This is a genomic window from Herbiconiux moechotypicola (genome assembly GCF_024979255.1).
GTDB lineage: Bacteria > Actinomycetota > Actinomycetes > Actinomycetales > Microbacteriaceae > Herbiconiux > Herbiconiux moechotypicola.
Window position 1 is genome coordinate 117,542 of the sequence record NZ_JANLCN010000005.1, and the last position, 22,406, is coordinate 139,947.

Annotated in this window: 20 protein-coding genes; 11 read left to right on the top strand and 9 right to left on the bottom strand. The window is 71.5% G+C overall.

Annotation, left to right across the window (positions count from 1 at the left end):
* Positions 1-26: 26 nt before the first annotated feature.
* Complete coding sequence (locus tag N1031_RS09605) at positions 27-1,199, bottom strand: heme/hemin ABC transporter substrate-binding protein (protein WP_259479408.1); 1,173 nt, start codon at positions 1,197-1,199, stop codon at positions 27-29.
* Between the two features lie 123 nt (positions 1,200-1,322).
* Between N1031_RS09605 and N1031_RS09610 the strand changes: the two genes are divergently transcribed.
* Together N1031_RS09610 and N1031_RS09615 are read left to right on the top strand one after the other, a co-directional pair.
* Positions 1,323-2,921, top strand: a complete 1,599-nt coding sequence (locus N1031_RS09610) for a LuxR family transcriptional regulator (RefSeq protein ID WP_259479409.1) — start codon at positions 1,323-1,325, stop codon at positions 2,919-2,921.
* 170 nt (positions 2,922-3,091) lie between these two features.
* Positions 3,092-4,105, top strand: coding sequence for a hypothetical protein (locus N1031_RS09615; RefSeq protein ID WP_259479410.1), 1,014 nt, complete (start codon positions 3,092-3,094; stop codon positions 4,103-4,105).
* On the opposite strand, the gene N1031_RS09620 is transcribed toward N1031_RS09615, so the two are convergent.
* From N1031_RS09620 to N1031_RS09630, 3 genes are all read right to left on the bottom strand, one after another.
* A complete protein-coding gene (locus N1031_RS09620) occupies positions 4,089-5,045 on the bottom strand; it encodes a DsbA family protein (RefSeq protein ID WP_259479411.1) in 957 nt (318 codons plus the stop codon). The two genes, N1031_RS09615 and N1031_RS09620, sit on opposite strands and share 17 nt — an antisense overlap.
* A 99-nt stretch (positions 5,046-5,144) precedes the next feature.
* On the bottom strand, positions 5,145-6,086 hold the full coding sequence (locus N1031_RS09625) for an acyl-CoA thioesterase (RefSeq protein WP_259479412.1): 942 nt from the start codon (positions 6,084-6,086) through the stop codon (positions 5,145-5,147).
* Positions 6,087-6,170: 84 nt separating this feature from the next.
* Positions 6,171-6,998, bottom strand: coding sequence for a class I SAM-dependent methyltransferase (locus tag N1031_RS09630; RefSeq protein ID WP_259479413.1), 828 nt, complete (start codon positions 6,996-6,998; stop codon positions 6,171-6,173).
* A gap of 46 nt (positions 6,999-7,044) precedes the next feature.
* Between N1031_RS09630 and N1031_RS09635 the strand changes: the two genes are divergently transcribed.
* On the top strand, positions 7,045-7,230 hold the full coding sequence (locus tag N1031_RS09635) for a hypothetical protein (protein ID WP_259479414.1): 186 nt from the start codon (positions 7,045-7,047) through the stop codon (positions 7,228-7,230).
* Positions 7,231-7,324: 94 nt separating this feature from the next.
* Here N1031_RS09635 and N1031_RS09640 read toward each other — a convergent pair whose 3' ends face one another.
* Entirely contained in the window at positions 7,325-8,092 is a 768-nt protein-coding gene (locus tag N1031_RS09640; protein WP_259479415.1) for an SDR family oxidoreductase, read from the bottom strand.
* A gap of 119 nt (positions 8,093-8,211) precedes the next feature.
* Between N1031_RS09640 and N1031_RS09645 the strand changes: the two genes are divergently transcribed.
* Genes N1031_RS09645 through N1031_RS09655 form a run of 3 tightly spaced genes read left to right on the top strand, consistent with a single transcriptional unit; the run spans position 8,212 to position 10,704 of the window.
* A complete protein-coding gene (locus N1031_RS09645; RefSeq protein ID WP_259479416.1) occupies positions 8,212-8,676 on the top strand; it encodes a VOC family protein in 465 nt (154 codons plus the stop codon).
* Between the two features lie 55 nt (positions 8,677-8,731).
* The gene (locus N1031_RS09650; protein WP_259479417.1) at positions 8,732-9,328 is read left to right on the top strand and encodes a DNA-3-methyladenine glycosylase I; all 597 of its coding nucleotides are present in this window, start codon (positions 8,732-8,734) and stop codon (positions 9,326-9,328) included.
* Between the two features lie 26 nt (positions 9,329-9,354).
* Positions 9,355-10,704: an aminotransferase class III-fold pyridoxal phosphate-dependent enzyme gene (locus tag N1031_RS09655; protein ID WP_259479418.1), complete on the top strand. Its 1,350-nt coding sequence runs from the start codon at positions 9,355-9,357 to the stop codon at positions 10,702-10,704.
* Between the two features lie 144 nt (positions 10,705-10,848).
* On the opposite strand, the gene N1031_RS09660 is transcribed toward N1031_RS09655, so the two are convergent.
* Entirely contained in the window at positions 10,849-13,227 is a 2,379-nt protein-coding gene (locus tag N1031_RS09660; protein WP_259479419.1) for a transglycosylase domain-containing protein, read from the bottom strand.
* 108 nt (positions 13,228-13,335) lie between these two features.
* Between N1031_RS09660 and N1031_RS09665 the strand changes: the two genes are divergently transcribed.
* Positions 13,336-13,869 carry a mycothiol transferase gene (locus N1031_RS09665; protein ID WP_259479420.1) on the top strand — a complete coding sequence of 178 codons (534 nt, stop codon included), beginning with the start codon at positions 13,336-13,338 and terminating at the stop codon, positions 13,867-13,869.
* Positions 13,870-13,911: 42 nt separating this feature from the next.
* Here N1031_RS09665 and N1031_RS09670 read toward each other — a convergent pair whose 3' ends face one another.
* From N1031_RS09670 to purF, 3 genes are read right to left on the bottom strand one after another with little or no spacing between them, the layout of a single operon-like run.
* A complete protein-coding gene (locus tag N1031_RS09670; RefSeq protein WP_259479421.1) occupies positions 13,912-14,379 on the bottom strand; it encodes an NUDIX hydrolase in 468 nt (155 codons plus the stop codon).
* Between the two features lie 9 nt (positions 14,380-14,388).
* Positions 14,389-15,060: a GyrI-like domain-containing protein gene (locus tag N1031_RS09675; protein WP_259479422.1), complete on the bottom strand. Its 672-nt coding sequence runs from the start codon at positions 15,058-15,060 to the stop codon at positions 14,389-14,391.
* Positions 15,061-15,071: 11 nt separating this feature from the next.
* On the bottom strand, positions 15,072-16,532 hold the full coding sequence (gene purF / locus N1031_RS09680; protein WP_259479423.1) for an amidophosphoribosyltransferase: 1,461 nt from the start codon (positions 16,530-16,532) through the stop codon (positions 15,072-15,074).
* Between the two features lie 157 nt (positions 16,533-16,689).
* Between purF and N1031_RS09685 the strand changes: the two genes are divergently transcribed.
* The 4 genes from N1031_RS09685 (at position 16,690) to N1031_RS09700 (ending at position 22,385) form a co-directional block, all read left to right on the top strand.
* Complete coding sequence (locus N1031_RS09685) at positions 16,690-19,056, top strand: cell wall-binding repeat-containing protein (RefSeq protein WP_259479424.1); 2,367 nt, start codon at positions 16,690-16,692, stop codon at positions 19,054-19,056.
* Between the two features lie 103 nt (positions 19,057-19,159).
* The gene (locus tag N1031_RS09690) at positions 19,160-20,434 is read left to right on the top strand and encodes an efflux RND transporter periplasmic adaptor subunit (RefSeq protein ID WP_259479425.1); all 1,275 of its coding nucleotides are present in this window, start codon (positions 19,160-19,162) and stop codon (positions 20,432-20,434) included.
* Positions 20,434-21,156, top strand: coding sequence for an ABC transporter ATP-binding protein (locus N1031_RS09695; protein WP_259479426.1), 723 nt, complete (start codon positions 20,434-20,436; stop codon positions 21,154-21,156). Before N1031_RS09690 ends, N1031_RS09695 begins: the two co-directional genes overlap by 1 nt.
* Positions 21,153-22,385 carry an ABC transporter permease gene (locus N1031_RS09700; protein WP_259479427.1) on the top strand — a complete coding sequence of 411 codons (1,233 nt, stop codon included), beginning with the start codon at positions 21,153-21,155 and terminating at the stop codon, positions 22,383-22,385. The genes N1031_RS09695 and N1031_RS09700 overlap by 4 nt, the downstream gene beginning before the upstream one ends.
* The last annotated feature ends 21 nt before the right edge of the window (positions 22,386-22,406 follow it).

Sequence of the window (22,406 nt, forward strand, 5' to 3'; positions counted from 1 at the left end):
CGGCTCGGCCTTCCGTTCGGTGAGGGTCACGGGGAGACCGCGTCCTCGGTGGTGACCGGGCCCGACGCATCCGGGGCGTAGATGGCGCGGGCGAGCGCATCGAGCACCGCGGCGGTGCGCGGGCCGAAGCTCATGATCTCGTAGTCGCTCATGTCGACGATGCGGCGGTTCTGGCCGGCCGGCGTCTCGGCGACCGCCGGGATGCGCTCCAGCAGACCGTCGACGCCGCCCACCGACTCGAGGCCCTTGGTCATCATGAGCAGGATGTCGGGCTGCGCCTTCACGAGGGCCTCGGCCGTCATCGGGCGCATGCCCATCCAGCCGATCTCGCCCGCCACGTCGACGCCGCCGAGCGCCTCGATGAGGGTATCGGCCCCCGACTCCTCGCCGAAGATGTAGTACACCCCGGCGTTGCCGCGCACGTAGAGGAAGAGGATGCGCGGCCGGTCGGCGGGATCGACCGGCGTGACGGCGGCGATCTCGGTCATCTCGGCCGTGATCTCGGCGTTCACCCGCTCGGTGAGCGCGGCGCCCCGCTCGGGCACGCCGAGGGCCGCCGCGACGAGGTTCGCGATGTCGCCGAAGTTGTCGAGGTTGCGCTCGGGGGTGGTGACCACCACCGGGATGCCGGCGTCGCGCAGCTGCAGCACCACGTCCCACGGGCCGATCGAGGAGTCGGTGAACACCACGGTGGGGGCCAGCTCGAGGATGGCCTCGCCGTTCAGCTCGTGGCCGTTCTGGGTGACCAGCGGCAGGTCCTCCGCACCCTCGAAGCTGGTGGAGGTGTCGCGGCCGACGACCTGGTCGCCGAGGCCGAGGCCGAACACGGTGGCGGCGAGGGAGCCGTAGATGTCGAGGGCGAGGATGCGGCTGGTGTCGGTGACGGTCACCTCGGTGCCCTGGTTGTCGACCACCGTGGCGGGGAGGACCGGCGCGGCGTCGCCTCCCTCGACCTCGTCGGCCGAGACCGCCTCGATACCGGTGTCTTCGAGGCAGGCCGTCGACTCGCCCACGTGGGTTCGGGGGTCGGGTGCCAGGTCGAGCTCGGCCAGCGGTACGTCGCTCGAGGTGCACTGCAGCTCGGCGCTCGCGTGCCCGGCGCCCGGGGTGCACGCGGCCAGGGTGGCGGCCACGGCGAGGGCGAGGGCGGCGGCGAGTGCGCGGCGGAGACGGGGTGTGGGTCGGGTGTGCGAGGTCATGGGTCCGAACGGTCGAGCGGTACGGGCTCGGGCAGAGCCTCTTCGAGCTTATTTAGGTAAGGCTTACCTAGTCAAACGTGGCATTCCTCATCCGGCTCACAGGGCCAGCGCTACACTCGTCGCGTGGACGCGAGCGGGGGAGGCGGTGCCGGACCCGCCGAGAGCCTTCACGCGGCTGTGTCGGCGGCCCCGGAGTCGGGTGGGTGGGCCGAGGTCGAACGTCTCATCGAGCGCCACTGGTCGGCACTCATCCTCGACGCCCCCGACGCGTTGCTCTCCGCCGTGATGGCGCTGCCCGAAGAGGTGGTGCTCGCCCGGCCGCGCTGGGTGTCGGCGCGCAACTACCTCGCCTACCTCCCGGTCGACGGTGCGCTCCGGCCGCTGCGCTATCGTGACAGCGCGCCGCCCGCGCTCGGGGGAGGACTGCTCGACGTGCTGGTGCAGCACACCAGCCGGGCTGCGGCGCTGCGCGACGCGGGTGAGACCGAGCGCGCCGTCGTGTGGGTGTCGGATGCGCGCCGGCTCCTGGGCGAGGCCACCGAGGAGGCCCTGGTCGAGCTGCAGCCGAACCTGCCCGACCTGCACTGCCAGTGGGCGAAGGCCCGGGAGTTCGCCGGCGACTCGCCCGCGGCCTTCCGGGAGTACCTCGACGCCTACGACCTCGCGGTCGTCACGGGCAACGAGCTCATCGCGCGCAACGCCGCCGGTGGGATCGCCTGGCTGCACACGCTCGCCGGGCGATCGGGAGAGGCGCTGGAGTGGCTCGCCCGGGTGCCGCGGGCGGCGGGCGGAGAGGGCTGGGCGCACACCCGATACGGGATGGCGGCGCACCTCAGCCGCGTCGTCGGCCACCTCGACCGGCTCGAGTTCGACGCGGCGGCGGAACTCGCCGACCGCGTGCTCGACGTCAAGCTGGCCCCGGAGTACTGGGCCGCCATCCTCCTCGTGCGTGCGCGACTCGCCCGCCACCGCGGCGACGCGCGGGAGGTGCTCACCGAGCTCGACGCCACCGTGCAGAGCCGCACCGAGGCGGCGAGCCGGCAGGGGGCGAACGCCTACTACCTGGCCCTGGCACGCGCCGAACTGGCGATCGAGCTGAACCAGACCGCCCGAGCGGTCACCGCCCTGTCGGAGGTGCCCGACATCCCGATCGCGGCGAGCTACCGTGACCTCGCGCGAGCCGTCGTCGCCTCCCTCTCGGCAGACGCGGCAGGGGCGGCGCGATCGCTCGACGCACTGCTCGCCGCTCAGCCCTCGCCGCCTCCCCGTGTCGTGAGCGAGGCGCTCGTGCTGCGGGCCGCGGTGCGCATCCGGCTGGGGGAGGCCGCTGAAGCCGCCGAAGACTTCCGGCAGGCGGCCGGGGTGATGAGGGCGGAGGGGCTGCTGGGAGCCTTCCGCGTGCTCACCCGGGCCGACTTCGATGCTCTGGTCGCCGCGAACCGGGATCGCCCCGAGGCGGACTGGGCGCGCGAGGTCGTCGGCGACCGGCCGCTGTTCCTGCCCGAGCCGGTCGGCGTCGCGCCTCTCGCTGCGCTCACACCGCGGGAGCGGTCGGTGCTCGCCGAGCTCGCCTCCGGCGACTCGCTCGGGGCCATCGCCGCGCGCCTGTTCGTGAGCCAGAACACCGTCAAGTCGCAGCTGCGCAGCGCCTACCGCAAGCTCGGGGTGTCGAACCGCCTCGAGGCGGAGTCGGCGGTGGCGCGTCTCGGGCTGAGGGGCTGAGCTGTCGGGCGGCTGGGCTGTCGGGCGGCTGGGCTGTCGGGCGGCTGGGTCGTCGGGCGGCTGGGTCGTCGGGTCGCTGGGCTGTCGGGTCGCTGGGCCGTCGGGTCGCTGGGCCGCCGTGGCCCGCATCCGGGTCTTCCCTATGCTGGAGGCCGGCGAAAGGGGTGCGGATGAGCAGGCCGGCGACGGTGGAGACAGAAGCGGGCGGGGTGTCGGGCGGGCTGTCGCGCGCACTGCGGAGGCCCGCATGGTACGTGGTGTACGGCGTCGTGCTCGCGGCCTCCCTGGTGACGGCCGTGGTGCTGTGGATGTTCGAGGGCCTCTCGTCGGGGCACATGGCGGGGCTCGTGTTCTCGGGGGTCGTGTACCTGGTGCTGGGTGCGGCGTTCGTCGTGGTGCCGCTGCTCGGCAGAGTGCGCGGTGCCGAGCTCGCCGGGCTCACGGTGCCGGGTGGCGGCAGCACGGGCGTGCTCGCGCTCTGGATGGTGCGCTTCGTGCTCACGCTCGGACTCGTGGCGGCGGCCTTCCCCGTGCTCGCGATCGCGGCGCTCGCCGGTGGGGTGTCGATCGGCACCTTCGTCGTGGCGCTCGGGGTCGTCGTGCTCGAGCTGGCCGTCCTCACGGCGCTCGTGGTGGGTCTCGCGGTGCTCGCCGCGCGCACGGCTCTCGGCGTGCTGCTCGGCTACGCCGCCGTCGCGGTGCTCGCCGTGGTGACACTGGTGGCCGCGCCCCTGGTGGGAACGGTGAAAGACGTCACCGAGACCGTCACCACCATCCCCTCGGAATACGACGAGGAGAGCGAGACCGTGGTGTGCCTCGACCCGGTCGTGACCACCGAGGTCACCGCCACGGCGCTGCCGAACTGGGTGGTGCTCGTGCTCAACCCCTTCGTGGTGGTGGGAGACGCCGCGGCGGGCGACGTCGACGAGTACGGGCAGCCGCGGGACTGGTTCGGCACTGTCGCCACCGACCTGCGTCAGGCGCACACGCCGGTGCCGATCGAGCGACTCGACGATGAGTGCGGCGAGAACGCCACGGGGCCGCTGCCCGAGCATCCGGTGGCGCAGCTCGGGGCGCCGCTCTGGTACGTGGGGCTCGCGGTGCACGTGGTGCTCGGCGCGGGGGTGCTGGCCGCGGCGGTGCTCGTGCAGCGGCGGCGGGCGGGGGCTACTCGCTCGGCGTGACCTCGGTGCCGTCGGTGGTGGTGCCGTCGGTCGTGCCGGTGCCGTCGGTGGAGGTGCCGTCGTCGGTGGCCCCGGTCGCCGCGCTGAACACCTCGGTGATGAAGGCGTTCAGGGCGTCGGTGTCGTCGAGCGCGCCGGTGTACGCCGTGCCGTCCATGATGATGAGGGGCGTCGTCGTGAGCGCCGTCACGTCGGAGTTCGGGATGCCCGCCTCGGCGCGATCGGTGGCCGCGGTCACCCAGTCGGAGAACTCGTGGCCGCGGATGCACGACGCGATGGTCTCGTCGGTGACCCCCGCATCCTGGACCAGGGTCACCAGAGCCTCGTCGTCGAGGCCGCCCTCGGGCAGGTCGGGCTGCGCTGCGACCAGGGCGTTGTGCACCACGAGTGCGGCGTCGGGCAGGGTGTTCGCCACGCACGCCAGGGCGTTGGCTGCCCGGGCGCCGTAGCTCCCCTCACCGCCCTGCGCCACCGGGTGCAACTCGATGCTCGCGTAGCCCGCCGTCACATATCCCTGCAGGGCGGCGCCGTTCGCGGTCTCGAAGGTGGAGAGGTCGTCGTTGGAGTAGTCGACGTACTCGGTGATGCGCAGCACGGTCGACTCGTCGAGCTCGCTCGCGATCGGGGTGCCGCCCGGCTCGATCGCGGCGGTCGTCATCGCCGTGGTGGTGGAGCCGTCGCCCGTGAACACGATGCCGTCGCTCAGCATGTTGAGGGGCCCGGTGTAGGTGGCGCGGATGCCGCTGTAGACCGCCCAGCCCACGCCACCCAGCGCGGCGACGCCGACCACAACCACGCTGACGATCGCGATGGCGCGGTTGCGGCGGCGACGGCGCTGCTCCTCTTCGCGGCGGATGCGCGCCAGCTCGCGCGAGAGCGCCTGGCGGTCTTTCTTGCTGAGACCGTCGTAGAGGCTCTTGTCGGACTGGGCGGGAGTCATGGGGTCGAGGGTATCCGGCCGAGCCTATGAGCGCGCTCAGAACGCGGCGGCGCGCCGGACGGCCCGGCCCTCGGACGGCCCCCGCTCCCTGCCCTCTGCTCAGGCGACGGGGATCTGCTCGAGCGCCCCGCGCATCCGGATCAGCTCCTCGGCGTGGGCGTCGAGCCTCCGGTCTTCGTCGGAGAGCAGTTCGAGCGGACGCACGGGGCGGGCCCGGCCGTCGTCGCCCGGCTCGACGAAGATGCTCATGCACTGCGTGGTGACCTCGAGCTCGTGCGGGGTGCGGGGAGAGCCCGAGCGCACGTGAATCGCCACGTGCATGCTGCGCTCGCCGGTGTGGATGAGGCGCGCGTCCACCTCGACGATGTGGCCGATGCGGATGGGGCGGAAGAAGTGGATGCCGCCCGAGTACACCGCCACCGCGGCCTCCGAGCTCCAGCGGGCGGCGCAGGCGAAGGCGGTCTCGTCGATCCAGCGCAGCACCGTGCCGCCGTGCGCGTTGCCGCCGTAGTTCGCGTCGGCCGGTGCGGCGAGGAAGCGGAACACCGTGCGCGGGGTGGTGCCCTCGGCGGTGTAGGACTGGGCGAGCATGGCGTCGCGGATGGCCCGGCGCGGGGCGAGGCGTTCCTCGGCGCGCTCGTGCAGCATCCGTTCGGTGTCGGAGAGCGGGATCCACGGGGGCACCTCGCGCGGGCGGCCGTCGGCGTCGACGGCGACGAACACCAGGATGCAGTGGGTCGCGGGCGCGAAGCGACGGCTGCGCACGTCGGAGGTGGAGACGGTCACGAGCACCTGCATGCTGGTGCGGCCGGTCTGGATGATGCGGGCGTGCGCCTCGATCATGTCGCCCGCGGCGATCGGGCCGGTGAAGTGCACGTTGCCCACGTAGGCGGTGACGCAGTAGCTCGCGCTCCAGCCGACGGCGCAGGCGTAGCCGGCCTTGTCGATCCACTCGAGCACGCGCCCGGCGGCGACGGTGGTGCCGCCCGCCGAGGTGTCTTGCGGGGCGGCGAGGAAGCGGAGGGTGACGCTGTCGTCCATGCGGTCAGGATGGCAGGTTCTCGGGTCTTTCGGGTGGTGTTTCACGGATGTGCGGTGGCAAGATCGGCGGATCTTGCCCGATGGTCAATTCGTCTCGGCCGGGCGGCGCAGCTCGAGCAGCACGCGCTCGCTGGAGCACACGAACGAGCCGTTCTCTTCGATGTGGGCGTGCAGTGCGCGCAGGCGTTCGCGGTAGCGCTCGACGGTGAAGTCGGGCACGGTCCACAGCACCTTGCGCAGGAAATGCACGACGGCGGCGACGTCGAAGAACTCGACGGCGGTCGACTCGTGGCGCAGGTCGAGCACCTCGAGCCCCGCGGCCCGCGCGCCGGCGGCGAGGTTGGCGTCGCTGCGGGCGTCGTTCTCGCCCACGGGGTGCGGGCCCATCAAGAACTCGTAGAGGCCCCGGTTCGACCCCGCGCCGACCTGCTGCGACAGCGAGCGGCCGCCGGGGCGCAGCACGCGGGCGATCTCGGCCCAGTCGTTGTAGGCGGGGTGGCGGGAGAGCGCGAGGTCGACGCTCGCGTCGGGGTGGGGGAGCGGGATGCCCGGGGCTGCTTCGACGAGGGCTACCTCGGCGCCGAAGGGGGCGAGGCGGCGTGTGGCGAGGGCGTGGTTGGGGGGCCAGCCCTCGGTCGCGAGCGCGGTGAGGGGGGCCGGTGCGGGGTGGCTCCCGCGCAACAGGGTCGCGCGCTCCAGCACCTCGGCGTAGACCTCTCCGCCCCCGGTCTGGAGGTCGAGGACCACGGCGACGCCGGGGTCGGCCACACGGGCCGCCGCCAGCCGCGCGTATCCCCAGCTCGGCCGCTGCTCCGTGGCACGACCGTCGAACCAGGCGAAGTCCCAGCCGTCGACGGGCACCGACCCACCCTCGGCGAGCAGCACCTCGAACGAGCGGTCATCCCCAGCCACGACTCGACGGTAGCATCGTGCGGGGAACCTGACGTAAGCTCACCGAATGCTCCACCGTCGTCTCCGCCGTCCGCTCCGCCGCCACCTCCCGCTCCTCCTCGTCGCCCTCCTCGCCCTCGTCACCGCAGCCCTCGTGGTCGCCGCGGTCGTCGTCACGTCCTCCCGGGCCGCGCACGCCCCCGCCACGCACTCCCGGTCCGTGACCGCGTCGGTTCACCCGCACAGCTCATGACTGTCGTCGTGCCGGTCGGCCGACGGGGCTTTCGCGTGCGGCGCACAGCTGCGGTGTCGTGCGGCGCCGACTGGCCGGAGACCTTCGTCAGGGGTCAGGGGGTGGGGGTGTGGTCGGGTGAGTGGAGCCAGGCGTCGAAGGTGAGGGTGCCGGTGGTGTGCGGGGTGCCGGCCGTGCCGCGGAGGGCGCCCGAGGCGAGGGCGCGCCAGTAGGTGCCGGGCAGAGCCAGCTCGAGAACCCGGCGGCGCGCTCCGTCGGCGGCGAGCATCCGTCGCACCAGCTCGGCGAGGCGTTCGTCGCGCGGACCCACGAGGTCGGGCGCGCGCCCGGCGGGGCCGCCCTCGGCGAGCTCGATGAGCCGGGCACCCACCTCCCTGGCGGCCACGGGGCGGATCAGCGCCTTGGGCACCAGGGAGAGCGACCCGATCGACGCCTGGCCGAGCACCTGCTCGGCGAACTCGTGGAACTGTGCGGCGCGCAGCAGCGTCGTGCGCACGGCCAGTGTCGGCCCGAGCATCCGCTCCTGCGCGAGCTTGCCCGCGTAGTACGAGGCGTCGACGCCGTCGATGCCCACGATCGAGAGCGCCACGTGGTGCGCCACCCCGGCGGCCTCGCCCGCGTCGAGCAGCGATCCGGTGGCCGACCCGAAGAACCGCACCGCCGCCTTCCCCGAAGTCGTCATCACGCTCGACACGTCGATGACCGCATCCGTCCCCGCGAGTGCCGCGGCGAGACCCGTCCCCGTGACCACGTCGTGTCCGTCCCGCCGCGAGATCACCACCATCTCGTGCCCGCGCTCCTCGCCGGCGCGCACCACGTGCCTCCCGACGGTTCCCCGTCCGCCCGCCACTGCGATCCTCATGCCGTCATCCTCTCGCCTGTCCGTCCGGGCGCACACGCGCCGTCGCATCCTCGACGACGCAGCCCCGCCGGATGTGAGGTGGAGGTGCGCACCCGCGCCACCGGGACGAGACTGGCGGCATGGAGCAGAGAGTCGACTTCCTCACCGTGTCCACCGCCGACCTCGATGTGGTGAGGACCTTCTACCGCGACGGTCTCGGCTGGCAGCCGCTGCTCGACGTGCCCGGTGAGATCGTGTTCTTCCAGGTGGGGCACGGCCTCGTGCTGGGGCTCTTCGACGCGGAGGCGTTCGCTCGCGACCTCGGCGACGACGCGACCGGGGTGGGTAGCGGGCCCCGCGCATCCGCGGCTCGGCCGGCGGGGTTCACGCTGTCGCACAACGTGGACTCTGCGGAGGAGGTCGACGAGGTGGTCGACCGGATGCGCGCGGCCGGCGGCGAGGTGCGCAAGAGCCCGCAGGCGGCGGCGTTCGGCGGCTACCACGCCCACGTCGCCGGGCCCGACGGGGTGCTGTGGGAGGTCGCGCACAACCCGGGATGGAGCGTGGAGGCCGACGGGACGGTGCGGCTCGGCGTGGTGGAGTAAGGGTGCGACGGGGTCTCCGGCCGCCGATGTCGGTGGCGTCTGGCAGGCTGCCTCCATGAGTTCAGAGTCCCCCGCCTTCGACCCGCACGACGGCACCTGCGGCTGGGCCAACGGCTCCGCGGCCATGCGGGCCTATCACGACGCGGAGTGGGGCGTGCCGAGTCACGACGACCGGCACCTGTTCGAGATGCTCGTGCTCGAGGGAGCGCAGGCGGGTCTCTCCTGGGCCACCATCCTCGGCCGCCGTGCGGGGTACGCGGCCGCGTTCCACGACTTCGACCGCGCGGCCGTCGCCGCCATGACCGACGACGAGCTCGAGGTGCTCATGGGTGAGCCCGGCATCATCCGCAACCGGCTGAAGATCTTCGGCACCCGCAAGAACGCGCTCGCCTTCGGCCGGGTGCAGGAGGAGTTCGGCAGCTTCGACTCCTACCTGTGGGGGTGGGCGCCCGACGGTGGGCCGATCGTCAACCACCCGACCGGTCTCGGCGATCTGCCGGCCACCACGCCGCTCTCCGACGCCCTCGGTAAAGACCTCAAGAAGCGTGGCTTCACCTTCGTCGGCTCCACCATCGTCTACGCCTACCTGCAGTCCACCGGCGTGGTCGACGACCACGTCGACAGCTGCCCGGCGAAGTCGAAACGGGCCTGAAACAGGGGAGCGGTTAGGCTCGGAGCATGGCCTCCTCGACTGGATTCTCCGTTCCGCAAGAGCGCAAGCTCGTCACCGAGCTGCCCGGCCCGAAGTCGCGTGAGTTGCACGAACGCCGCCGCGCGGCCGTGTCGCGCGGCGCCGGAACGCTGGCGGACATCTACATGGACCACGGCTCCGGGGCCATCCTCGTCGACGTCGACGGCAACCAGATCATCGACCTCGGTTGCGGCATCGGGGTCACCACCATCGGTCACGCGCATCCGGAGGTCGCGGCGGCGGCGGCCGCCCAGGCCAGCAAGCTCACCCACACGCTCTTCACCGTCACGCCCTACGACAACTACGTGAAGGTGGCCGAGAAGCTCGCCGAGATCACGCCGGGCGACTTCGAGAAGCACTCCATCCTCGTGAACTCCGGTGCCGAAGCCGTCGAGAACGCGGTGAAGATCGCGCGCAAGTACACGGGCCGTCGCGTGATCGCCACGCTCGACCACGCCTTCCACGGGCGCACGAACCTCACCATGGCCATGACCTACCGCCCCTGGCCGGAGCGCGCGGGCATGGGCCCGATGCCGGGGGACATCTTCAGCGTGCCGATCAGCTATCCCTTCCGCGACCCCGAGGGCATGACGGGCGAAGAGGCAGCGGAGCGCACCATCGACTACATCGTCACCCACATCGGCGCCACCGAGCTGGCCGCGCTGTTCGTCGAGCCGATCCAGGGCGACGGCGGAGTCGTCATCCCGGCACCCGGCTACTTCAAGCGGCTCAGCGAGTTCTGCACCGAGAACGGCATCGTGTTCGTGGCCGACGAGATCCAGGCGGGGATCGCCCGCACGGGCGCGTGGTACTCGATCGAGCACCACGGGGTGGTGCCCGACCTGGTCACCAGCGCGAAGGGCATCGCGGGCGGGTTCCCGCTCGCGGCGGTGACGGGTCGCGCCGAGATCATGGATGCGGTGCAGCCCGGCGGCATCGGCGGCACCTTCGGCGGCAACCCGGTGTCGACGGCGGCGGCGCTGGCCGTGTTCGACATCATCGAGCGCGACGGGCTCATCGCCGAGGCGCAGCGCGTCGAGCGCGCCTTCGTGGAGCGCATCGGCGACTGGCCCTCGCGATTCCCGATCGTGGGCGAGGTGCGCGGCAAGGGCGCCATGTTCGGCGTGGAGCTGGTGCTGCCCGGCACGAAGAAGCCGCATCCCGAGGCGCTGAAGGCGATCATCCAGCACGCCGCGTCGCAAGGGGTCATCGTGCTCGACTCCGGCAGCTGGGACAGCGTGCTGCGCTTCCTGCCCTCCGTCGTCATCTCGGAAGCCCTCATCGATGACGCCGCCACCGTCATCGAGCAGAAGCTCGCGGAGCTCTCCGCCGCCTGACGCGCCGCGCCACCGAGCGCCCGCATCCGCCGGCCCGCTCTCAACCCGACGGCGCGACGGCGACAACGCCACGCCTCCGGCGAACCGACGCGTAGAGCGGCGCGGTCGACGGCAGGCGTGGCGTTGTGGCCGCGCCAGCCGGGATCAGCCGCCGGTGCCCGTGCCCCCGGTGCCGCCGCCCGCGCCGCCCGTGCCGCTCGAGCCGCCGGTGCCGCTGCTGCCGCCCGTGCCCGCGGCGGGGGTGGGCGTCGGTGTCGGCTCGGCCGGGGTGTCGTCGCCCTCCTCCGGATCGGTCTCGGGGTCGGGAGCCGGCGCCTCACGCGTGGGCGTGGGCGTCGGGGTGGCCGTGGGGGTGGGCGTCGGGGTCGGCTCGTCATCGTCGTCCGACGTCGAGCGCCCGTTGACGAGCGGCTCGTACGGGTCGGGGAAGTCCCCGCCGCCGAGCACCTCGTCGTTCGCCGTCATCACGGAGCGCCAGATGCGGTGCCGCACCGACGACCCCGTCCAGTCGTTGGGGTACACCTCCGTCATCGACACGTTGCCTGACACGTTCCCCACCCACACCGCGGTGGCGGCGGCGGTCGACGCGCCGACCATCCAGGTGTCCTTCTCGTTGTCGGTGGTGCCGGTCTTGCCGATGTGGGTGATGCCGTCGTAGGGGTTCGACGCCGTCGCGGTGCCGCTCTGGATGGGGCCGAGCATGGCGTAGGCGACCGTGGCCGCGATGTTCGCATCCATGGCCTGGTGGCAGTCGGCCTGCGGCGTGGCGATCTCCGCCCCGGTGGAGTCGAGGATGCGGTCGATCGCGACGGGCGAGCAGAACACCCCGCTCGCGGCGATGCCGGCGTAGGCGGCCGCCATGGTCAGGGGCGCGATCTCGTTGGTGCCGAGCACCGAGGAGGGCTGGGTGTCGAGCTCGGCACCGTCGGCGCGGTGCACCCCGAGCGACTCGGCCGTGGAGCGGATCGAGCACAGGTCGAGCTGTTGCGCCATCTCGACGAAGGCGTTGTTCACCGAGTTCGTGAGCGCCGACTGCACCGACATGGTGCCGGGCCGTGAGCTGCCGTCGTTGGCCGGCTCCCACATCCCGCCCAGTTGCTGGCAGCTGTTGGTGAAGGTCGACATGTCCCACTCGCGCTCGTTGCCGCTCACCCGCTCGGAGAGGGTGTGCCCCTGCTTCAGCCACTCGGCGAGCGCGAACACCTTGTAGGTCGACCCGACCTGGAAGCCCGACGAGCCGCCGTAGTCGATGTCGGTGTTGTAGTTCACCGCGGTCTCACCGGGCTGAGCCGTCGACGGGTCGTCGTCGAAGCTGGTGTTCTGCGCCATCGCGAGGATGCGCCCGGTGCCCGGCTGCACGGTGACGATGGTGGAGCCCAGGTCGACGTCTTCGTAGGTCGCCGGGATGTACTCCTGCATGGTCTCGTTCGCGTTGGCCTGCAGAGCGGTGTTGAGGGTGGTGTAGATCTCGTAGCCGCCCTGCTTGAAGTGCTGCCACCGCTCGTCGGCGGTGTCGCCGAAGGTGGGGTCGTTCTTCACGATCCAGGTGACGTAGTCGCAGAAGTAGGCGGCCCCGTCGGCCGCGGCCTGGCAGCCGGTGGTCGGCTCGGTGATGTTGGGCGTGATGGGGGTGGCGACGGCCTCGTCGTACTGGGCCTGCGTGATGGAGTTCTCCCGCAGCATCGACGCCAGGATGTCCTCGTCGCGCCGCGCCTTGTTGGCGTCGAGGTTCTCGGGCTCGTCGATGCGCAGGCCGTTCGGCTCGTTGACCGTGGCGGCGAGGGTGGCGGCCTGCGCGAGCGTGAGGTTCGCCGCGCTCACCCCGAAGTAGTACTGCGCCGCCGCCTCGATGCCGTAGACCGAGCCGCCGAAGTTGGCGATGTTGAGGTACCCGAGCAGGATGTCGTCTTTCGAGTACTGCTTCTCGAGCGCGATCGCGAGCCGCATCTCGGAGAGCTTGCGGTCGATCGACTCGGTGGTGGCCGCCTCGTAGGCCGCTTCGCGCTCGGCCTGCGTGTCCATCATCTCGGCCTGCTGCACGAGGATGTTGCGCACGTACTGCATCGTGATGGTCGAGGCCCCGCTCTCCACGCCGCCCGAGGCCACGTTGCCGAGCGCCGCGCGCAGGGTGGAGGCGATGTCGACGCCGGAGTGCTCGTAGAACCGCGGGTCTTCGGTGGAGACGACGGCGTCTTTGACGAACTGCGAGATCTGGTCCCAGCCCACCTCCTGGCGGTTCTGGTCGTAGACGGTGGCGAGGAGGGTGTTCGTGCCGTCGGCGTTCGTGGCGTAGATCTGCGACGCCTCGGCGAGGGTGCCGGGGCGGATGGAGTCGGGCAGGGTGTCGAGCACGTCGACCGAGCGGGATGCGTACACGCCGGTCACGGCGACGGCCGGGATGGCCATCACGCTCACGAGGAGGGCGGCCACCATGCTGAGCGCGAGCATCATGCCGACCGGGCGTTTCGTGCCGTCGATCAGCCGCTGGAACCAGCTGACGAGACGGTGGGGACTTTCGGGCATATGCGCCAGCGTACGGCGGGTCTTGGGGAAGTGCCTGGGAGCACCCCGCCGAAACACCCCATGCGGCACACCCGTGCGACGCGGGGCCGCTGTGCCTAGGGTGAGCCCATGACCGAGAGCATCGACATCCTCGAAGACGCCTTCACGCGCATCCGCGACACCGTTCGCCGAGCCACCGGAGGCCTCGGCCCCGACCAGCTCGGCCACCGGGTGGGGCTCGAGGCGAACACCATCGCGTGGCTGGTGTGGCACCTCACGCGGGTGCAGGACGACCACGTCTCCGAGCTCGCCGGCACCGAGCAGGTGTGGGAGTCGGGCGGGTGGCGCGAGCGCTTCGGGTTGCCGTTCGCTCCGGATGCGACGGGCTACGGGCAGACGGCGGCCGAGGTGACGCAGGTGGCGGGGCCGGGGGTGACGGCGGATGCGCTGATCGGCTACCACGAGGCCGTCTACACCGCGACGGTCGGCTTTCTGCGCTCGCTCGACGGGTCGGCCGCCGCGGCCGAGCTGGAGCGGGTGGTGGACGAGTCGTGGACGCCGCCGGTGACGATGGCGGTGCGGCTCGTGAGCGTGATCAGCGACGACCTGCAGCACGCCGGGCAGGCGGCGTTCGTGCGGGGGCTGCTGCCCGCGGAGGACTGAGCCGGTGGCGGTGGGCCGACGACGGGGTGCCGCGACGCTTTCTCAGCGAACGAAGCGCGCCGCCTCCACCCCGTCGAGCGCGTGGGCGATGCGGGCGCGCATCTCGTCGCTCATGGGCGGGAGGGCGTCGAGCGGGAACCACCGCACATCCGTGTTCTCGCCGTCGGCCGGGAACGGCTCGCCCGAGCGGTAGCTCATGCGGAAGGTGATGTCGATGTACTGCGTCTGGTCGCCGTTGGGGTAGGTGACCGTCGGGATGACGTGCACCCAGCACAGGTGCTGCGCCTCCGCCACGATGTCGGCCTCCTCGAGCACCTCGCGGGCCGCCGCGACGGCGGGCTCCTCGCCCGGGTCGATGATGCCGGTCACGGGCGTCCACTCCGCGTTGTCGCTGCGCTTCACGAGCAGCACCTCGTCGCCCCTGGCCACCACGGCGGTCACCCCGCACAGCCACAGCGGGTCGTGCCCGATCTTCTCGCGCAGGGCCAGGACGAACTCAGGGGTCGGCATGCCCCGAGCCTACCCGCGGGGGAGCAGGGCGATGGGCTGGCGGAGGAGGGTGCGGAGCTTGGCGGGGGCGGTGCGGCGGAGGTCGCTGAGGTAGATCTCGTGGTGGCGGCCGCGCATCGTGTAGCCGGAGGAGGGGATGAAGCGGTCGTGCATCTCCTGGAGGATCGAGGCCTCTTCGTCGAAGGGGCCCACGTGCAGGGTCTGGGCGCACAGGCCCTCGTCGAGGGTCTCGAGGCGCACGACGGGGGCTGAACCGGCGACCGACGCGCCAGAAGCAGAGCCCGAACCCGACCCGGCCGCCGCGGCTCGCGCATCCTGAACCATCGTCTCGGTCGTCCACTCGGGCACCATCACGAGCAGCGTCCAGTCCCACTGCGACTTGTCGCGCGCCGAGGTGTACGACGCCAGGTCGGGCGCCGACCACAGGCCTTCGAGGGGCATGACCACGTAGTCACGGCCGAGCAGCTTCTTGCTGGCGAACTTGAGCTTGTAGGCCACGGGGAAGATTGCCTCCACGGCTGCGCCGAACTCGGGCGAGTCGTTCGGGTCGCCGTGGCCGTCGACCATGAGGTAGCGCGTCGGCGGCACCGTGAGCATCCGCAGTTCGTGGTGGCGGCCCGGCCGGTAGGCGTCGAGCGACTTCTTGAAGTCGGTCTTGGTGTCGCCGCCGGTCGCCGCCATCGGATGCGCGTTCAGCTCAGCTGGTTGGCCTCGACCCAGGCGAGGTACTCGGGAGTGACCGTGCCCGTGACGTAGTCGCCCGTGAAGCAGCTCATCTCGAGGTCTTTCACGAAGGGCGAGCCCTGCGTGATGGCCGCGAGCATGTCGTCGACCTCCTGGTAGATGAGGTGGTCGGCGCCGATGGCCGCCGCGATCTCGGGGATCTTGCGGTCGTGCGCCACGAGTTCATGCCGCGAGGGCATGTTGATGCCGTACACGTGCGGGTAGCGCACGGGCGGCGCGGCCGAGGCGAAGGTGACCTTGTTGGCGCCGGCGGCGCGGGCCATGTCGACGATCTCCTTCGAGGTGGTGCCGCGCACGATCGAGTCGTCGACGATGAGGATGTTCTTGCCCTTGAACTCGGCCGACATGGCGTTGAGCTTCTGGCGCACCGACTTCTTGCGTGCCGCCTGCCCGGGCATGATGAAGGTGCGGCCCACGTAGCGGTTCTTGTAGAAGCCCTCGCGGTACTCCACACCGAGCTTCTGGGCCACCTGCATGGCCGCGGGCCGGGAGGAGTCGGGGATGGGCATGACCACGTCGATGTCGCCCATCGGCGTGTACTTCGCCACCGTGTCGGCGAGGCGGTTGCCGAGCCGCAGCCGCGCCTCGTACACCGAGATGCCCGAGAGCACCGAGTCGGGCCGAGCGAGGTAGACGTACTCGAACGAGCACGGCACGAGGCGCGGGTTCGGTGCGCACTGCTTCGCGATGAGCTCGCCGTCCATCGTGATGAACACGGCCTCGCCGGGCTCGACGTCGCGCACCACGTCGAAGCCGAGGCTCTCCATGACGAGCGACTCGCTGGCCACGATGTACTCCATCTGCCCGCTGTCGAGCAGCCGGCCGCCGATGGTGAGGGGCCGGATGCCGAAGGGGTCGCGGAACGCCAGCAGGCCGTGCCCGGCGATCATGGCGATGGTGGCGTAGGAGCCCTCGACCCGCTCGTGCACGCGCGAGACGGCGGTGAAGATCTGGTCGGGGTCGAGCGAGAGGCCGGTGATCTGCGACTGCAGCTCGTTGGCGAAGACGTTGAGCAGCACCTCGGTGTCGGAGCTCGTGTTGAGGTGGCGGCGGTCGACGTTGTAGAGCTCGCTGGTGAGCTCGCGCGTGTTGGTGAGGTTGCCGTTGTGCACCAGGATGATGCCGTAGGGCGCGTTCACGTAGAACGGCTGCGCCTCCTGCTCGGCCGAGGCCTTGCCCTGCGTGGCGTAGCGCACGTGGCCGAGGCCCATGGTGCCGAGCAGCGACCGCATGTCGCGGGTGCGGAAGGCCTCGCGCACCTGGCCCTTGGCCTTCACGATGTGGAAGATGCTGCCCTCGGCCGTGGCGATGCCCGTCGAGTCCTGCCCCCGGTGCTGCAGGAGGAGGAGGGAGTCGTAGACGAGTTGGTTGACGGGCTCAGCCGAAACGATGCCCACGATGCCGCACATTGCTGCCAGTCTACCGCCTGTGCAGCCCTGCTCGGGCGGTGCGCATCCGGTGTTCGACCGTTGTCGAGATCGGATGCCTCCGTGCTCTATGCTGAGCCGGTCGAGGGGGTTCCGACGTAGGCGCCCCGACCCGTCGTTCCCTACCTGAGAGGCACCGATGCCCCGCTCCGCTCCGCGCGCCCGCCGCGCCTCCGTCGCCGCGCTGGCCGGCGCGGCCCTCGTGCTGTCGAGCCTCGCGGCGGCGGCTCCCGCGTCTGCCGCCACGCCGTCGGGCTCGGTGCCCGCGACCGTGACCCCGGATGCGGGTGACGGCCGGGTCGTGATGCCGGAGTTCCAGCCGGAGTCGTACGTCGCCGCGGCAGCCGAGCTGCCGGCCGAACTCGTCACCGCGATCGCGAACGACCTCGGCGAGACCCCGGAGGAGTATCTCGCGGGTGCCGATGCGGCCGCCGTGGCGGTCGAGGTGGTGGCCGGGCTCGAGGAGTCGGGCGTCGCGGTCGCGTCGTCGCGCCTTGAGGGCACCGAGCTCGTGGTGACCGTCGCGTCCGAGTCCGACGTGGCGGCGGTCGAGGCCGTCGACGCCACCGCCGAGGTGGGCGAGGCGCCGGGCCGCGAGGCCTACGCCGACGTGGAGTTCGAGGCGCTGGCCGACCTGGTGGGCGGACAGGGCTACATCTTCGGCAACAGCTCGGAGCAGGGCCTGTGCTCGACGGCGTTCAACGGCCGTGACCGCGACTCGGGCGCCGCGCAGTTCGTGACCGCGGGCCACTGCGACTTCGACGGCCGCGACAGCCGCGTGTTCGAGGCCGTGCAGCCACGGCCGAACGTGGTCGACGCGGCGGGCGCTCTGCTCGGCACGGTGGTCTCGGGCAGTTTCCAGTTCGGCAACGAGTACGACGGCGGCCTCATCGCCACCAACTCGGGCTGGACTCCGAAGGGCACCGTGGGCACCTGGAACTCGGGCGCCAACAACGGACCGGTCACGGCGGGCACCCCCCAGGCGGTGCGCGACTACGGCGACACCATCATCGGCCAGAGCGTGTGCAAGTCGGGGCGCACCACAGGGTGGAGCTGTGGCACCGTGAAGGACGTAGATCAGCTCGTGAACGTGAGCGGGCAGGAGGTCAACGCCGACGTCGTGCGCAGCATGTGCACCAAGCAGGGCGACAGCGGCGGCGCCGTGGTGTCGGGCGGGTACGCGGTGGGTCTCATCTCCGGCGGGCAGGAGGGCTCGTGCGACTCGGGCAGCACCGCGATCACCGCGATCTTCCCCATGATCGGCGGCTCGGAGCCCGGCTTCCAGTACGGCTCGATCGTCACCCTCGAAGAGAACTGGGGCCTCTCGGTGAGTGCCCCGGCGCCGGTGGTGAACACGACGGTCGTCACCTCGGGCACCGTGTCGGGAACCCTCCCGAACGGCACCGGCAACTACGCCGTGGCCATCAGCATCGATGGCGACGAGGTGCAGTTCGCCGATGTCGCGAGCGACCGCAGCTGGAAGCTGTCGCCCACGGGGCTCACCCCGGGCCTGCACAGCTACACCGCCTACTCCGTGTTCGGCTTCGGCGAGGCGATCTCGCGCTCCTCGACGGTCAGCGGTTCGCTGTTCGTCGGCACGGTGGACCGTATCGCGGGGGCCGACCGGTACGAAGGGGCGGTGAAGATCTCGCAGGCGGGCTTCCCGGGCACGGCTCCGGTGGTCTACATCGCGACCGGGCAGAACTATCCGGATGCGCTGAGCGCGGGCCCCGCGGCCGTGGCCGAGGACGGGCCGCTGCTGCTGGTGACGCAGGGGTCGATCCCCACCTCGGTGTCAGACGAGATCAAGCGACTCGCTCCGGAGCGGATCGTGATCGTGGGCGGGCCGAACTCGGTGTCGTCGGGTGTGCAGACCGCTCTCGGCAAGCTCGTGAAGGGCGTGAAGGTGACGCGTCTGTCGGGCGCCGACCGGTACGTGGCGAGTCAGAACGTGGTCGAGTCGGTCTTCGGCGGCCAGGTGATCGGGCACGCCTATGCGGCCACGGGCACCAACTTCCCCGATGCGCTGTCGGCCGGGGGCGCCGCGGGTGCGGCGGGTGAACCCGTGGTGCTGGTGAACGGGCCGGCGTCGTCGGCCGACCATGCCACGCTCGACGTGCTCCGCGCCATGAGCACCACCGACATCACGGTCGTGGGCGGGCTGAACTCGGTCTCGAGGGGTGTTGCCGACTCGCTGAAGGCGGTGCCCGCATCCGTCGACCGGGTCGCGGCGGCCGACCGCTATCTCACCTCGATCGCGCTGAACGACGACGCCTTCACCGAGAGCGACACCGTCTACCTCGCCACGGGCACCAACTTCCCCGACGCACTCGCCGGCGGTGTGCTCGCGGGCGCGAACGGTGCGCCGCTCTACGTGGTGCCCGGCGACTGCGTGCCTCAGGGCGTGCTCGACGGCATCCGCTCGCTCGGCGCGACCACGGTCGTGCTGCTCGGTGGCCAGAACTCGCTCGGTGCGGGGGTGGCGTCGCTGACCGCCTGCCGGTGAGCGCGGTGAGCGCATGAGCGCGGAGTGCCCGGCGGGGCACTCATAGCCTCGTCCAAGGTTCGCGCAATGGTCCTGATAACCGGCGTTCCTAGCGTCGGGGATCATGAAGCTCGCCTCGCGCCTCAGGCGCATCCGAACCCGCACCTGGATCATCGCCGGGGTCGCCGCCGTCGTGGTCGTGGGGGGTGGCTCCACCTGGGCCGTCCTCGCGGCCACCGCGTCGTCTGCCCAGGCCAGCGCCCCCACCGTGAGCACCTCGGTGGCGGCCGCGCTCGAGACGCTCGAGAAGACCATAGACACCTCGGGCACGCTCGCGCCCACGGTGCAGGAGAACGTCGACTTCGCGGTGTCGGGCACCGTCACGGGTGTGAACGTGGTGGCGGGCACCACGGTCGCCGCGGGCGACGTGCTGGCGACCGTCGACACGCTCACCGTGAACGCCGAGGCGCTCTCGGCTCAGGCGACCCTCGCCAAGGCTCAGGCCACCCTCGCCGCCGCCGAGGAGGACGACGACGGCAGTGACGAGTCGGCCGCGCAGATCGCCGCCGACGAGGCGGCCGTGGCGGTGGCCCAGGCAGACGCCGACGAGGCCACCGCGGCGATCGCCGACGCGACCCTGGTGGCTCCTGTCGCCGGGCTCGTCACCGCGGTGAACCTCGAGGTGGGCGACGTGGTGTCGGGGTCGTCGTCTTCGGGCAGCGGATCGTCGGGCGCGACCGGATCGACGGGCGGGTCGACCTCGAGCACCACCACGAGCACCTCGCAGTTCACCATCGTCTCCACCGACTCCTGGCAGGTCTCCCTCTCGGTCGGTGAGACCGACGTGGCGAACGTCGCCGTGGGCGACCAGGTCGAGCTCTCCACCGACGACGGCACCGCCTTCTTCGGCACCGTCTCGGAGGTCGGTCTGCTTCCGTCGACCACCTCGGGTGCGGCGACCTACCCCGTGACCGTCGCGGTCACCGGCTCGCCGGAGGGCCTCTACGACGGCATCTCGGTGACCGCCTCGATCGTCTACGAGCGCCGCACCGACGTGCTCACCGTGCCGAGCGCGGCGGTGACGACGGATGCGGACGGCGCCTCGACCGTGACGGTGGTCGCCGACGACGGCACCGAGACCGTCACCACCGTGACCGTGGGTGAGACCAGCGGCACTCTCGTCGAGATCACCGAGGGACTCGCCGAGGGCGACCTCGTGAAGGTGGAGACCTTCACTCCCGGTTCGGGCAACAGCGGCACCGACGGCTCGACCGAGCAGGGCGGCACCGGCCAGTTCCCGGGCGGCGGCGAGCTGCCGGAGGGCTTCGACCCGAGTCAGATGGGCGGCGGCCAGGGCGGCTTCCCGGGCGGCACCGGCGGCACCACGGGAGGCAACTGATGCGCCCCGTCATCGAGCTGACCGGCGCGCGCAAGGTCTACCGCTCCGGCACGATCGAGTTCGAGGCGCTGAAAGGCGTCGACCTCTCCATCGAGCGCGGTGAGTACGTCGCCATCATGGGCCCTTCGGGCTCGGGCAAGTCGACCCTCATGAACATCCTGGGCTGCCTCGACACCCTCACCACCGGTCACTACCGGCTGGCCGGCCACGACGTCGACGACCTCGACGAGGTCGACCTGGCCGAGATCCGCAACCGCGAGATCGGCTTCGTGTTCCAGCAGTTCAACCTGCTGCCCTCGCTCGAGGCGTGGCGCAACGTGGAGCTGCCGCTGATGTACGCGCGGGTGCCCGCCGCCGAACGGCGGAAGCGGGCGGAGCGGGCGCTGGAGAGAGTGGGCCTCGGGTCGCGGCTGGCGAACAAGCCGGGCGAGCTCTCGGGTGGCCAGCAGCAGCGCGTGGCCGTGGCCCGAGCGCTCGTGGGCGAGCCCACCATGATCCTCGCCGACGAGCCCACGGGAAACCTCGACTCCGTCTCGACCGCCGACGTGCTCGGGCTGTTCGACGAACTGCACGAGCTCGGCCGCACGATCGTGCTCATCACGCACGAGCAGGAGGTCGCCGAGCGCGCCCGCCGCATCGTGTGGGTGCGCGACGGCGCGATCAAGCACGACGGCCCCTCCGGCGACGCCAAGCACCTGGTCGGATCGGCGGGTGCCGCGTGAATTGGACCGAGACGCTCGGCACCAGCTGGGCGGCGGTGCGCTCGCATGGCCTGCGCTCGCTGCTCACGGTGCTCGGCATCCTCATCGGGATCGCCGCCGTCATCATGACCGTGGGCCTCGGCCTCGGCACGCAGAAAGACGTCAGCGAGCAGATCAGCTCGCTCGGCAGCAACCTGCTCATCGTCTCGCCGGGGTCGAGTACCGACAGCTCCGGTGTGCGGGGCGGGTTCGGCACCGGATCGACGCTCACCGCGGCCGACGCTGCGGCGCTCGCCTCCACCGTGAACGCCCCCGACGTGGCCGGTGTCGCCGCCGAGAAGACCACCTCGCTCTCGCTCGAGGCGAACGACACCAACTGGACCACCAGCGTGACCGGCACCACCCAGTCGTGGCTCGACGTGCGCTCGCGCGAGCTGTCGGCGGGATCGTTCATCACCGAGGACGACGAGCTGTCGTCGGCCGCCGTGACCGTGCTCGGCTCGGAGACGGCGACGGAGCTCTTCGGCACCACCAACGTGGTGGGGCAGTCGGTCACCATCGACGGGCGCACCTTCGAGATCGTGGGTGTGCTCGCCTCGGCGGGCTCGGACTCGTCGTCGAACCTCGACGACATCGCCATCGTGCCGCTCTCCACAGCGGCGAACCAGCTCATCGGCGGCACGGACTCCAGCTCGGTCTCCACCATCTACGTGAAGGCCGCGTCCGACACCCAGCTCGCCGCGGCCTACCAAGAGGTCGAGTCGGTTCTGCTCAACCTCCACGCCATCACCGACGCCGACTCGGCCGACTTCACCATCAGTTCGCAGAATGCGCTGGTCGACACGGCCACCTCGATCTACCAGACGCTGACTGTGCTGCTCACCGGCATCGCCGGGCTGTCGCTGCTCGTCGGCGGCATCGGCGTGATGAACATCATGCTGGTGTCGGTCACCGAGCGCACTCGCGAGATCGGCCTGCGCAAGGCCCTCGGCGCACCGCCCTGGGCCATCCGGAGGCAGTTCCTCGCGGAGGCCGCCATCCTGGGCCTCACCGGCGGCGTGCTCGGAGCCCTGCTCGGGATCGGTGCGGCCCTGGTGCTGCCCGGCGTCATCGGCTCCTCCATCGTCATCTCGCCCGCTGCGGTCGGCGTCTCCATCGGCGTCGCCATCGCGATCGGGCTCGTCTTCGGGGTCTACCCCGCCACCCGGGCCGCACGACTCGCCCCCATCGACGCGCTCCGCAGCGAGTGACCTCCTCCGTCCCCACTCAGA